This is a genomic window from Photobacterium sp. 270122K, from assembly GCF_059941365.1.
On sequence record NZ_JBPOEN010000001.1, the window covers coordinates 99510 to 112388 of the forward strand.

Below are 12879 nucleotides of genomic sequence, written 5' to 3' on the forward strand. Positions count from 1 at the left end.
ACAGGAAGAGAGACGATGGATCAGGCAGAAAGTCTACGCGAAATTTTTGAAAAAAAAGCCTCTATAAAGCGACTGGAACATTGCCAAGCACAAGTCCGTGAAGCCATAAAAACCGGCGAAAACGGTGAACTTGCTCACTTGATGCAGCAACTTGAACAAGCGCAATTGGCGTTCGAAGAAATCGTTAATTCGTATTCATGAGTACGGCAACAACATGCCCGATAAACCAATAGTACCGCTGATACATGCTTCTCATGCCAAAGCGTTTATTACGTTAATCAAACATTTTGAACATGATGTTTATCCGCTATTAAAAACGGCGGGATTGCCTGATGCATTACTTAGGCAGCCCTATCAATTTGTTTCGAGTACACCTATCGAGCACCTTTTAGCCTTAATGGCTGAGCGCGCTGAACCACAGCACTACGGCCATGTATTACGTAACGAAATAAAATCATTTTTCATCCCCAAAGTGCTCCAACGCTTGCGCCAGGTTAGAACGGTAGAAGAAGCATTACAGCAACTCACCGTTACCATTCAGCACGAATCCCCTTCCAGCCAACTGAGCATTCATCGCTTTAATGACATGCCTTGGTTTTGTCGTTGTAAACCCAACACCGACAGCGCCCATTTTCTGTGGGCTGAAGTGTTTTCTGTTTTGTTTATCATTGAGCTTATTCGTACGTTGACACGCACCGATTGGCTACCTAGCCAGATCGCCTTACAATCAACCGGCGCAAAAGAACTCGCTATTATTCTTGATGATAAAAACATCACGTTTTACACCGGACGTAGCCTTGCTGCCGTGGCTTTGAACGATACCATCATGGCCATGCCATTTCATACACCGGCACAGTTTGAACAAACTAGCCTCTGTCATGATGTACCCGCAGACATGAGCTACATTGACTCGGTGCAGCATGCACTGGGCCCTTATTTGGCTAAACAGTCGTTAACCATTGAAGAAGCCGCTCAGCGACTGGGTACGACACCCCGGACATTGCAACGCCGTCTCGCCAGTGCCAATACGAGTTTTCGCCAAATTAAAGAACATTATCTACTGGAAACAGCCTGCCGCTTGATGGAACAACATCATTATTCGCTCACTGCCATTGCACAAGAGATTGGCTATGCCAATCTTGCTCATTTTTCCCGCGCGTTTAAGAAAATGACCGGGTTCTCACCGAAGTGTTACCGCAAACGCTACCTCTGCTAACGCCGCTTGAATGTATTTAACCATTCGCCATTCTGTTTAATATCAATAACCTAAATCAGCCTGCCCAGATATCGACTCAGCTCAAACTTTTTCTATAAAAGATGTATTTTGCATGTCATTAACTTGAATTTCTGAACTAACATCACATATTATCCCTAATGACATAACTGTAAGTAATATATAGCTAAATAGTCTTTAGCTATCTTTCATTGGTATAACAAGGAAGATGCAGACTCAATGACTACATATCCTCGCATAGAACGCGATCATGTGACGGACTTCAAGTGTGACTTTGGCACATTGATTCATGACCATTATCGAGCTGTGTATGCAGATGATAATATCTGCCAAATATTAGGCGTCGACTCCGCCGATGACCTGCTCACACTTCCCAGCCTGCTGCCTTTATTTCTCGATCTTGACCCTTCGATGGCTCAACAACGTTATGACGCCATTCTTACCGGCCAACTCACACCGACCATTCACACCTACCGCATGACCAAGCCTTCTGGTGACACAGCTTACATCCTTGCTGCTGAATCCTTATTGCACTGCCCAGAAAAGCCCTTGGTTCAACTCTCGGTCATCGATATTACCGATAAATATAACGAATATAATCAATTAGAAAAAAGTGCTTATATTGATACCTTGTCTGGTCTCACGAACCGCAATGGTTTTGACATTATTCTCCACCAGCAAAGCGCCAAAGCAAACCACGAACAAACACCCCTTTCCTGTTTATTTATTGATCTTGATGATTTTAAGTTGATTAATGACACCTACGGCCACCATCTCGGAGACAACGTGATCCGGCTGTTTGCCGATTGTTGTAAACACAGTATTCGGAAAACAGACTTTATGGGCCGCTGGGGTGGCGAAGAATTTTTGATTTTATTACCTGATACATCAGAACACTTTGCCCGTATTTTGGCGGAACGACTACGCTGGCGGATCAGTAAACTGCGGTTAACGGCCCCTAACGCATCCATTTCCTTTACGGTCAGTATTGGCATTTGTACGCAAACGCAATATCAAGATGAGACATCCCCCAGCCAATTAGTCGAAAAAGCCGACTTAGCGCTGAGTTATGCTAAACGTACCGGAAAAAATCTGGTCATGACGCATTCAGATATTGTGCCTATTCAAGAGGATGCCTTTTCTCTCTCTTTTATGAGCTAATTCCTGTGGCGCGAATAGGTAAAAACAAAAATGTCAGGATCATATGATCTCTCTCGTCAACAGCAACCTGTTATTCACTGAGAGGTCATATGAAGTCGTTTTGGTCTAAAGTTAAAGCTTTCCTTACTACCCCATGGGGTAAAGCGTATTTGGTTTTTATTACGCTGACTAAACTCTATATTGTCTACCAATGGGCATTAACGCATGTGAAAGCGTTTGGCGGTCAAGCTTTAGCATGGATAGGTGTCTCCCAACATTATGGCGAAGCCACCTGCGCCATCTTGTTTACTGTGGTATGTGGCTACTACACGGCCAAAGCTGTGGTGAATATTTTCAAATCCAAGCAGATAGTCTCAACGTAAGCAGTACAAACAAAAAAGCACGGCTGACAATCATACTACACGTATACATGTCAGCCGCGCCACTTGTGTCGATTCATCGTTAATGCGATGAATTACGGTTCATGCCGACTCATTGCATCTTTGGTCGAACTGACCACATCCTGCCAAAACTCACCAACTTGCTCACGGTTAAGCCAATCGGGTTTGAATTGAAATTCGCTCCAATTACTGAGCTGCTGCCAGGTGCTTTCCCAAGGTGGACTGTGAAAATACAGCACCACGATCAGCGCACACTGCAACGCACTGATAAACGGATTACGCGGCGAAAAGACTTTCATTGCCGTGCCAAACGACAATTTTAGCCGTCGGTTGGCCAAATCCACGCTGTAGAGTTCATCCAACAGCAAATGCACAATGCCACCGTACAAAACAAATAACCCTGACAACCAAGCGGTTTCATCGCTGTAACCCAGCAAAAATAATAACCACACGGTAAACAGGCCAAACAACACCACAAAGGCCAACGAATGGCAGCACCCTCGGTGTACCGTGAATTTTTCTAACGTCGATTTAAAGTTATACCGAATCGTTAAATAACAAAATGTGCCATACACCATTAATTCCAGCATCGATACCATACGATAAATATGGCCAACAAAACTGAATGTAATCAACCCACCAAATATTCTAAACAGGGTCTGCATCGATGTTGAATTATCGGAATCGATATCTGGCAACAACCCGCCAATCGTTCCCAGCAGCATGAGCCACAGCGCCGTAATAGGCACAATGTGGCCGGCAGAAAGTAATGCGGTTGCCGCTAAACTGCTGGTCAATGCGGCTGTTCCAAGATGCGTATTGAAATTAGCCACTGAAATCACACAATGCGCGCACGCAATTCCTCGATACTCACTTATTCACATGGCCAAATTGACCGTTATCTTATGCAGTGTAGTATCGCGTTTGCCTGCTTGCGCCTCTTAACTGGATAAATAAACAGTATTATGTATTAATCGGTTTCAACTTCAATAAAAATTGCAGATTTAATGCCTATTTCAAATTAAATGCGTGTTTTTTATCCTCATTTGACGAAATCATGACAAACACCCGTTAAACACACTCGGAATGGCGCATTTATGGGTTAAGTTGTAATTGATAAAACGCCAAATCTAACCAGCGATCAAACTTAAAACCAGCTTGTTTAATAATACCCGCTTCTTCAAAACCAAATTTTTGATGCAAGCGTAAACTGGCGATATTCTCTAAATCAATAGCACCGACCATGGTTTGATACCCTTGGTGCTGCGCCAAGATAATCAGGGTTTTCATCAGCTCTGTTGCGACCCCTTTCCCTCGGTATTGCGCATCAAGATAAATGCTGTTTTCAACCGTAAATTGAAATGCAGGCTGTTCACGAAAACGGCCATAGCTCGCAAAGCCCATCAACTTACCCTGCTGATCAAACGCGCCGACAACGGGGAAATCCCCCTTGGTTTTGCCATTAAACCAATTTTCCATCACAGCGAGCGTGCGCGGCTCATATTCATACAGCGCCGTAGAATGGGCGATGGCCTCATTGAAAATGGCCAGCATCGCTTCCGCGTGATCGGCATAGGTACAATATTGAATATGCATGGTGGACGTCCCTTTAAGATAATCACCTACATTACCCTATTTTCCATTCACCACAAACGAACAGTTCCCGGTCACTATTCAGACAGCCGTCATTCACGTCGATTACATATACTTGTTGGTATGCCAGAACAACACGGATACCCCGATGGAAGCCGAACAACTCGAAATTCTCAGTTTTATCAGCCAGCATCCGCCTTTTACCGTGCTCCCTGAAGCGACGTTGCAGCACATCGCGCTCAATATCGAAGTCGCCTATTACCGCGCTGACCACATGATCCTCACCACCGGTGCCAGCATTCATGACCTGTATATGATCCGCAGTGGCGCGGTGGAGGTTTATCGCCGTAAAGGGGAGTTGTATAACCGCATGGATGAAGGCGCACTCTTTGGGCAGATGGGGTTGCTAATGAGCAACAAAGTCCGCATGTCGGTGTGCGCCATTGAAGACACGCTGGTCTACTGCATTCCTGAGGCTATTTTTGTCCAGCTCTGTGATGAATTTGATACCTTCGCTGATTTTGTCGAAGTGGAAGACAGCGCCCGTTTGCGTAACGTGGTCTCCACTCATGCGGCAGAAAACGATCTGACGACCTCAAAAGTGCGCACACTGCTCTCTCGCGATCCCATCACCATTGCTTGCGATGCGTCGATACAAAGCGCCGCTCAACTGATGGCCGAAGAGAACGTGTCTGCCCTGCTGATCGTTAACCCTGACCATGATGGCGACAACGATGACAGCGACCCACTGGTCGGTATCATCACCGATCGCGATTTGTGCTCGCGGGTATTGGCGCAAGGGTTAGACACGGCGCACCCGGTCTCTGAGGTCATGAGCACAGAGCTGATTTCCCTCGATCACAACGCGTATGTGTTCGAAGCCATGCTCACCATGTTGCGCTACAACGTACATCACTTACCTGTGCTGCGAAACAAACAGCCGCTTGGCATTATTGGGTTAACCGACATTGTTCGTTATGAATCTCAAAACAGCCTGCTCATCGTCAGCACCATCTTTCAGCAACACAACGTGGAAGAATTGCAACTGGTCAGCGAACAAGTAAAACATTGCTTTGTGCGGATGGTGAATGAAGATGCCAACGCTCATATGGTCGGCAGCGCCATGTCCGTGATTGGGCGTAGCTTTAAACAGCGACTGGCAGAACTGGCAGAAGAACAATTCGGCCCCCCACCTATCCCCTATTGTTTGCTGGCGATGGGCTCTATGGCACGGGATGAACAACTCATCGTGACCGACCAAGACAATGCATTGATCCTGGATGACAGTTACGACGAAGCCATTCACGGTGACTATTTCTTCAAGCTGGCCACGTTCATATGTGATGGACTAGCCGCATGTGGTTACAGCTTTTGTTCCGGCGATGTCATGGCGACAAATCCAGAATGGCGCAAAACCCGCAGCCAATGGGAAGATTGCTTTGCCGACTGGATTGACGATCCGAAACCGCAAGCCTTACTCAATAGTTCTATTTTCTTCGACCTCGACGGCGTCTATGGCAGGGATAAATGGGCCGAACAACTGAACAGCTTTATTATCCGCCGCGCACGGAAGAACAATCGCTTCTTGGCCTGTTTAGCGCGCAACGCAATCAGCCGTACCCCTCCGCTGGGCTTTTTTAAAGATTTCGTGATGGAACAAGACGGTCGCCATAAAAATTCGATCAATTTAAAACGCCGAGGTACCGCACCTTTGGCCGATTTGATCCGCGTACATGCGCTCGCCGTCGGTTCACGGTCACAGAATTCCTTCGAACGCTTAGATGATGTAATTGAAGCCGGCATTTTGCCCAAAGGCCGAGGGCAAGATTTGCGTGATGCGATGGAGCTGATTTACATGGTGCGTATTCGTCATCAAGCATTGGATATTGAAGCCGACATCGAGGCGGATAACAGTATTGAGCCGGAAAACATGTCTGATTTTGAACGGCGTAACCTCAAAGCTGCTTTTCAGATTCTCAGCAATGCGCAAAATTTCATTAAGTTTCGCTACCAAGGAGGCCGCTTGTAAATGTCTATTTTTCATCCACCGGCTTCAACCTCACACAGTAAGAAACCCAGCCTACACTTAAACACCCGTGCCACACCGAATTGGCCGACATTCTTTCACACGTTATTAGAAACAACGAAAGACGAGCGATTACGGCATTACTACAAAAACCCGATGGCAGCAGCCGATACCCCATTGGATCAGGTGGAGTTTGTGGCGCTCGATTTTGAAACCACGGGATTGAATCCCCAAAAAGACGAGATCATCAGTATCGGCTTGGTGCCCTTTACGCTGTCACGCATTCGCTGTCGGGAATCCGCCCATTGGATCATCAATCCTAATCGTCCGCTGAATGAAGCGTCTGTCGTCATCCACGGCATTACGGATTCCGAAGTAGAGAACGCCCCCGACTTGTTGATCATCTTAGAGCAAGTACTTGATGCGCTGGCCGGAAAAATCGTCGTCGTGCACTATCAGCACATCGAACGCAGCTTCATGAATCAAGCTTTGTTGAGCCGTTTAGGTGAAGGGATCCGTTTTCCTGTGATTGATACATTGGCCATTGAATCTGCCGTGCAGCAACGTGATTGCGGCGGATGGATTAATCGACTTCGCGGGATCCGCCCAGGATCCGTGCGACTGGCCAAAGCCCGCCGTCGCTACGGGCTACCGGCATACCAACCGCATCACGCCCTGACTGATGCCTTAGCCACCGCCGAGTTACTACAAGCACAGATCGCGTACCACTTTACTCCCGATACCCCATTATCACATGTTTGGTTGTGATACGCCGTTAGCCGACCTGTTTTTGAACTGCATGACCGGTTTACTCATCTACGGATCGACATAGCAAAAAGCCCTTTCCTGTTGGAAAGGGCTTTCAATATTTTTCTACCTGAATTATCCGCGGTATGTGTTAATGATTCAGAGTTAACAGTTAAGCATGTCGCTCTCGGATACGCTCTGTCCGCAGCCCCATGATCAAACTGACACACATCAACAAGAGGATAAATACAAACGGTAAGGCGGTTGAAATAACCCCTGCTTGCAAGGCTTCGATCGCTTGCGTCCCGCCCACGTAGAGCAACACAGCGGCAACCGCCCCTTCCATGCTCGCCCAGAAAACACGCTGAAGGATCGGCGATTCAATTTTACCGCCAGCCGTAATGTTATCGATAACCAACGAGCCAGAATCTGATGAGGTAATGAAGAAGATCATGACCAGCAAAATCGCCACAACAGACAAGTAGGAGCTTAATGGCAGAGATTCAAACATCTCAAACATCGCAAGTGGTACTGACGTTAAGCCATTTTTACCTAACTCACCGACACCATTGATCACCTGATCAATCGCTTGCCCGCCAAACACGGACATCCATAGTGTTGTGACCACGGTCGGCACAATCAATACTGCAATCAAAAACTCTCGGATAGTACGGCCTTTCGAGACGCGTGCAATAAACATCCCGACAAATGGTGACCAAGAAATCCACCACGCCCAGTAGAACACCGTCCAACCGTGCAACCATGCCTGATCTTCTCGGCCGTAAGGGTTACTTAGCGCAAAGAAGTTTTTCGCATACCCGGCAATCGTCGTTGGAATGGTCCCCATTGACACGGCAAACCCCACAACGGTGACGAAGATAAGCAACGCCAGCGCCACCAGCATATTGAGGTTACTTAACAGCTTCACCCCACCATCAATACCACGGGCAACGGAAATCACGGCAAGCAGTGTCACCACAATGATCACGATAACTTGCAGTCCGATTCCGCCGGATAAACCAAACACATGATTAATCCCGCTTGCGGCCTGCTGGGCGCCTAAGCCTAATGAGGTCGCTAAACCAAACATAGTCGCCAATACCGCGAAGATATCGATAACATGCCCCGGCCAACCCCAAACACGATCGCCCAGTAGCGGATAGAAAATCGAACGAATAGACAGTGGCAATCCCTTGTTATAAGCAAAGAACGCCAATGACAGTGCTACAACGCCATAAATCGCCCATGGGTGTAAGCCCCAGTGATACATGGTTGCGCCCATCGCCAGTTCACGCGCTTCCGGCGTAAAAGGCGTGACATTGAGTGGGGTTTCATACCAGCCCGTGTAATACGCAACCGGCTCGGCCACACTCCAGAACATTAACCCGATACCCATACCCGCAGCGAACAACATCGCGAGCCAAGACAGGCGAGAATAGTCCGGTTGAGCATCAGCACCACCGATGCGGATTTTGCCGTAAGGCGATGCGATCAGCACTAAGCAGAACAGTACAAAAATGTTACCTGCCCACAAGAACAGCGTGTCAAAATTATTAATAATGCTATTTTTGATGCCGTCTAACGCCGTTTTCGCGGTGGTTGGATCGCTGACTAAGGCAAGCACCAAAAATAGCACAATCAAACCTGCACTTGTGCCAAAAACGGGATTATGGACATCAAACCCCCATTTCTGGACATTATCTTGCCCCACCGTATAGTCGGTATTATCAATACTGTATTTATCTATTTTACTCATTATGTCATCCCACTTGATCACGAGTTAATGAGGCTACACCACCTGAAAACCACCGAAATTCGATGTCGCATCTGTTGTACATTCCTTGCAAGACAGATGATGCGTTTACTCTTCACTCGAACAAGTATATTTAGCCCTGTAATCAATTAAAGAACGCGCAGATCAAACCACCTCACGCCCCACGATGTCAAGTTTCGCCACAAATCAACATCAAACGCGCAATAATTGGACGAATTTCTCATTAATCTGCTTAAATTACGACCAAGCACATCCGCTAAAATACTTCGTGATCAAAGTATTTTTACCTTGAGTTTCTACCGCGTTCTATCGGAACAGTGTTAATTGTAGCCTATCCATCCGCCCGCCTTTTCTCATCTCTTTGCCACAATATGCCCCCGCTGAATGTAGGGTGTTACTCGCAACGGAAAGTGAGGGATTGTCATTACCGGATCACAACCGCGACACATGGTTGCCACACTCCACCAATAGAATAAAGCGACATCAAAGAAGCCATTTCGCCGTAAACAGCAGAAGGGTGAAAATCGGTATAGGCAGGCTGTCAGCGTGAACAAGCAGTGTGAACGAGCAATGTCAGCCACAAAGAGAAAGGACGAACGGAAGAGAATGAGGAATTGAGGAATTGAGGAAAGAATAAACAGGCAAAACAACAACGATGACACACTTACCTTCCTGTTGACGGGCTGATGCCCGTCTTTTTTAGGAAGATGGTTAACATGTAGGAATGGGGTTAAAACGTGATACCCAATTGGGCAAAGCGATAATCCGCGTTCTGATAGTGCGGACTGGTCAACTGATAATACGCCGCCGGCATTTGGTCTACCCACCCTTTTTGCTTGAGCATCTGCCATTGCGTACGCGACACAATCACATAGCGCAACTGTTCATCCAGCAACGTTTGAATCGCTTCAATACTGAGTACATCGTCACGCACCATGACTTTCAGTTTTCCCTCTAACACACTCACCGGTAACCACATTTCGCGTACTAACTGTTTACGATCCGCACAGGTTAACGCCTGTAGAGAATGCGGGGCAACGGTAAAAATCTGTTCCCAATCGGGCTTGCCTTGACGGGTCACTAAGCCTTCTCGGTAACAATAGTACGCTTCAAAATACTGCCGTAACGAATGATACCGTTCTGCATAGACCTCTAAATAGATGTGTTGTAATTCTAGGTTGGCATTAAAGTCATTCATTGTCGCTTTTCACTTTTGCATCATTCACTGTTGGGCAGCGCAGACACTACCATAACTTTTCGTCAATTCAGAGATTAACGACAGCCCAGAGAACACATACAACAAACTTGGCACGTGCGATGACTCTCAAAACAGCGCCTTAGCTGAAATTATTTCTGTGATGTGCAGGTCTACATCAGCAACGGTTCATTAACGCACGATCTAATACAGAGAAGGGATGACAATGCCAATACTTCGATCTAATCGCTGGTCACTCAAAGAGCATGAGGCAACGCCAGAATCCGTGTATCGGGCGCGTCGAGACATATTAAAGAAACTCGGTATTACCTTAGTCGGCATGCCACTCGCCTCTCCCGCCAGCGCAGGGCTGTTTGATGTGTTTACGGGTGACGATAAGCCCGTCGTGGATAACCGCCGCGTGTTAACGAGTCGCACATCGACTTACTCTAATGCCGCGTTGTCGTTAACACCTGAAGACAAGATCTTAAAATATAATAACTTTTATGAGTTCGGCACCGATAAATCAGACCCTGCTGAACGGGCACAAAATTTCAAAACCGATCCGTGGACCGTCAAGGTAGGCGGCCTTGTCAGACAACCGCTGACGCTCGATTATGATCAGCTTTTCAAGCGCTTTCCGCTTGAAGAACGCATCTACCGGTTACGCTGTGTCGAAGCGTGGTCTATGAATGTGCCGTGGATTGGCTTCCCTCTCGCCGCACTGTTAAAGCAAGCCTCTCCCACCAGCGATGCCAAGTATGTGGCTTTTGAAACCCTGTACGATCCGAAACAAATGCCCGGTCAGGCGAACCGTCGTCTTGGCGGGGGGATTGATTATCCCTATGTAGAAGGCCTGCGCCTAGACGAAGCCATGCACCCGCTAACATTGATTGCCGTTGGCCTGTACGGGAAAAACCTTGCGCCACAAAACGGGGCGCCTCTTCGTCTTGTTGTGCCGTGGAAATACGGGTTTAAGAGCATCAAATCCATCGTCAATATCACTTTGACCCGCACGCAACCGCCAACCACATGGAATATTCTCGCCCCGAACGAATACGGCTTTTTCGCTAACGTGAACCCCACGGTTGACCACCCCCGTTGGAGTCAGGGCAGTGAACGTTTCATCGGTGAAGGCAGTTTATTCAGTAGCCGCCGCCAACCGACAAAAATGTTCAACGGGTACGCGCGGGATGTGGCGTCGTTATACAAAGGCATGGATCTCACCAAAAACTACTAGGAGTATCAGATGGCGCAATCGAATCCCTCTGAACCGCGTGTGTTATCGCGTCGTAGCCTGCCCCGCTTACAAGCTAGACATATATTTTGGCTAAAAGTGATGATCCATGTCCTCTCGCTGGGCTTTTTCGCACAATTGGTGTGGCTGGCTTTTTCTGGCGAACTGGGGGCAGATCCTGTGCAAGGGTTACACCACTTTACGGGCAAAGCCGCCCTGAACACGTTGTTGCTAACATTGGTGATTTCCCCCTTGGCGAAAGTGCTTAAACAAGGCCAACTCATGAAAGTCCGCCGATTGGTGGGGTTATACAGCTTCTTCTGGGCGGTATTGCATGTGGTCAGTTATATCGTGCTTGACCTCAATCTTGACTGGGGATTATTGGCCTCTGAAATTATTTCGCGCCCTTATCTGTCATTAGGTGCTATCAGTTGGTTGATCCTCATGCTATTGGCGTTGACCTCGTTCTCTGCCATTCAACAAAAAATGGGGAAACACTGGCAGAAACTGCATAATTGGGTCTATCTGGCCGTGCTTTTGGCCCCGATCCATTACTATTGGTCGGTAAAATCAGGCTTGCTGGAGCCCGCACTGTATATCGCCTGCAGCCTCTGCTTGCTTGCATTGCGTTATCGCACATTTCTGCGAGGGTTGTCGGTATTGACACCAAGACGATGCACAACGCAGCGCCAAGATCACTAATTGATGGAAATAGGATAGAAGAAAACCGTTTTTCTGATACGATAGCCACGCAAATTTGCTGCTGATGTTATTGAATTATCACCTCTGAAAAATCGCAGCAAAATACTGATATCCTTGACATAAAGGCATACTGTTTTTAGCAGGCTGAAAGGTGCTTACCGTTCAGCCCTTTCGTGGTTTGGCGGGGCAACTTTGGTTTCTGACTATCTATCAACCAGCATTGAGCAATTTCAGATTGATTGTATGCAGTTGTGTGAACAACATTACCCTACAGTGCATAATCGCGGCATGCGTGAAAACCACTTAGGCAAAGCCCTCTGCCGACGGATCACCCGCACATTAGAACAAGCCGGCATCGTGGCTATCGTCACCCAATGCCAAAGCGAAGACCAACTCGCGCAACCGGTCTTTCATATTCACACCGCTGCGTTTTCTGTTTGGGTCATTGCGCACCGTCTATTAAGTGCCAACCTGGCACGCCGCCAAGCCTTGATCAATACCATTAAAGAGACGCAAACCCGCTTAACAGCACCACATCCTCACCATATTGTGTTGGTGGCGGATCATTGGTTTGATCGCAGTAAAGCCAGTAAAGAGATCCCCGCCTGGTGGCTGGGGCATTTGCCGCATAACGCGGTTGACTACCTGAGTGACGGGATCCGCCTGCAAGCCACAGAGACCCATTTACCCCAACAGTTGGCCGCACTATCTCTGTCTGAAGGTTATCATGCGATCCATCATCCGCTGCGACGCGATCACGGTGATAAGATCGTATATAAATACATTCTATTGACGTCCCACTACGCCCTATAGCCATTCCATGGCGCGTT

The 12879-nt window shown here is 47.5% G+C and carries 13 protein-coding genes; 9 read left to right on the plus strand and 4 right to left on the minus strand.

Going from position 1 to position 12879, the window contains the following annotated elements:
- Window positions 1-15: 15 nt before the first annotated feature.
- The 4 genes from ACSF8W_RS00480 (at window position 16) to ACSF8W_RS00495 (ending at window position 2757) form a co-directional block, all read left to right on the plus strand.
- Entirely contained in the window at window positions 16-201 is a 186-nt protein-coding gene (locus ACSF8W_RS00480; protein ID WP_500844153.1) for a hypothetical protein, read from the plus strand.
- Between the two features lie 13 nt (window positions 202-214).
- Window positions 215-1216 (plus strand): helix-turn-helix transcriptional regulator, encoded by a 1002-nt coding sequence (locus ACSF8W_RS00485; RefSeq protein WP_500844155.1) that lies wholly within the window; start codon window positions 215-217, stop codon window positions 1214-1216.
- A 237-nt stretch (window positions 1217-1453) separates the two neighbouring features.
- Complete coding sequence (locus ACSF8W_RS00490; protein ID WP_500844156.1) at window positions 1454-2395, plus strand: GGDEF domain-containing protein; 942 nt, start codon at window positions 1454-1456, stop codon at window positions 2393-2395.
- Window positions 2396-2484: 89 nt separating this feature from the next.
- Window positions 2485-2757 carry a hypothetical protein gene (locus tag ACSF8W_RS00495; protein WP_500844158.1) on the plus strand — a complete coding sequence of 91 codons (273 nt, stop codon included), beginning with the start codon at window positions 2485-2487 and terminating at the stop codon, window positions 2755-2757.
- A gap of 92 nt (window positions 2758-2849) precedes the next feature.
- Here ACSF8W_RS00495 and ACSF8W_RS00500 read toward each other — a convergent pair whose 3' ends face one another.
- Both ACSF8W_RS00500 and ACSF8W_RS00505 read right to left on the minus strand, forming a co-directional pair.
- Window positions 2850-3608, minus strand: coding sequence for a metal-dependent hydrolase (locus ACSF8W_RS00500; RefSeq protein ID WP_500844160.1), 759 nt, complete (start codon window positions 3606-3608; stop codon window positions 2850-2852).
- Window positions 3609-3870: 262 nt separating this feature from the next.
- A complete protein-coding gene (locus ACSF8W_RS00505; protein WP_500844162.1) occupies window positions 3871-4371 on the minus strand; it encodes a GNAT family N-acetyltransferase in 501 nt (166 codons plus the stop codon).
- Between the two features lie 145 nt (window positions 4372-4516).
- Here ACSF8W_RS00505 and ACSF8W_RS00510 point away from each other — a divergent pair, with 145 nt between their 5' ends.
- On the plus strand, window positions 4517-6397 hold the full coding sequence (locus tag ACSF8W_RS00510) for a DUF294 nucleotidyltransferase-like domain-containing protein (protein WP_500844164.1): 1881 nt from the start codon (window positions 4517-4519) through the stop codon (window positions 6395-6397).
- The gene (locus tag ACSF8W_RS00515; protein ID WP_500844166.1) at window positions 6398-7162 is read left to right on the plus strand and encodes a 3'-5' exonuclease; all 765 of its coding nucleotides are present in this window, start codon (window positions 6398-6400) and stop codon (window positions 7160-7162) included. It begins immediately after the preceding gene.
- Window positions 7163-7313: 151 nt separating this feature from the next.
- Here the strand turns inward: ACSF8W_RS00515 and ACSF8W_RS00520 are convergent, their stop codons facing one another.
- Together ACSF8W_RS00520 and ACSF8W_RS00525 are read right to left on the minus strand one after the other, a co-directional pair.
- Window positions 7314-8897 carry a BCCT family transporter gene (locus tag ACSF8W_RS00520; protein WP_500844168.1) on the minus strand — a complete coding sequence of 528 codons (1584 nt, stop codon included), beginning with the start codon at window positions 8895-8897 and terminating at the stop codon, window positions 7314-7316.
- 748 nt (window positions 8898-9645) lie between these two features.
- Window positions 9646-10113, minus strand: a complete 468-nt coding sequence (locus ACSF8W_RS00525) for a hypothetical protein (RefSeq protein WP_500844170.1) — start codon at window positions 10111-10113, stop codon at window positions 9646-9648.
- 223 nt (window positions 10114-10336) lie between these two features.
- On the opposite strand from ACSF8W_RS00525, the gene msrP reads away from it, so the two are divergent.
- From msrP to ACSF8W_RS00540, 3 genes are all read left to right on the plus strand, one after another.
- Window positions 10337-11350 carry a protein-methionine-sulfoxide reductase catalytic subunit MsrP gene (gene msrP / locus ACSF8W_RS00530; protein WP_500844171.1) on the plus strand — a complete coding sequence of 338 codons (1014 nt, stop codon included), beginning with the start codon at window positions 10337-10339 and terminating at the stop codon, window positions 11348-11350.
- Window positions 11351-11359: 9 nt separating this feature from the next.
- A complete protein-coding gene (msrQ, locus tag ACSF8W_RS00535; RefSeq protein WP_500844173.1) occupies window positions 11360-12049 on the plus strand; it encodes a protein-methionine-sulfoxide reductase heme-binding subunit MsrQ in 690 nt (229 codons plus the stop codon).
- Between the two features lie 192 nt (window positions 12050-12241).
- Window positions 12242-12862 (plus strand): hypothetical protein, encoded by a 621-nt coding sequence (locus tag ACSF8W_RS00540; RefSeq protein ID WP_500844174.1) that lies wholly within the window; start codon window positions 12242-12244, stop codon window positions 12860-12862.
- Window positions 12863-12879: the final 17 nt, after the last annotated feature.

Excerpts from the sequence above, each read along its gene's own strand:
- msrP (WP_500844171.1), top strand. The coding sequence starts at position 10,337 with ATGCCAATACTTCGATCTAATCGCTGGTCACTCAAAGAGCATGAGGCA.
- ACSF8W_RS00510 (WP_500844164.1), top strand. The coding sequence starts at position 4,517 with ATGGAAGCCGAACAACTCGAAATTCTCAGTTTTATCAGCCAGCATCCG.
- ACSF8W_RS00480 (WP_500844153.1), top strand. The coding sequence starts at position 16 with ATGGATCAGGCAGAAAGTCTACGCGAAATTTTTGAAAAAAAAGCCTCT.
- ACSF8W_RS00505 (WP_500844162.1), bottom strand. The coding sequence starts at position 4,371 with ATGCATATTCAATATTGTACCTATGCCGATCACGCGGAAGCGATGCTG.
- ACSF8W_RS00515 (WP_500844166.1), top strand. The coding sequence starts at position 6,398 with ATGTCTATTTTTCATCCACCGGCTTCAACCTCACACAGTAAGAAACCC.
- ACSF8W_RS00495 (WP_500844158.1), top strand. The coding sequence starts at position 2,485 with ATGAAGTCGTTTTGGTCTAAAGTTAAAGCTTTCCTTACTACCCCATGG.
- ACSF8W_RS00520 (WP_500844168.1), bottom strand. The coding sequence starts at position 8,897 with ATGAGTAAAATAGATAAATACAGTATTGATAATACCGACTATACGGTG.
- msrQ (WP_500844173.1), top strand. The coding sequence starts at position 11,360 with ATGGCGCAATCGAATCCCTCTGAACCGCGTGTGTTATCGCGTCGTAGC.
- ACSF8W_RS00485 (WP_500844155.1), top strand. The coding sequence starts at position 215 with ATGCCCGATAAACCAATAGTACCGCTGATACATGCTTCTCATGCCAAA.
- ACSF8W_RS00525 (WP_500844170.1), bottom strand. The coding sequence starts at position 10,113 with ATGAATGACTTTAATGCCAACCTAGAATTACAACACATCTATTTAGAG.
- ACSF8W_RS00490 (WP_500844156.1), top strand. The coding sequence starts at position 1,454 with ATGACTACATATCCTCGCATAGAACGCGATCATGTGACGGACTTCAAG.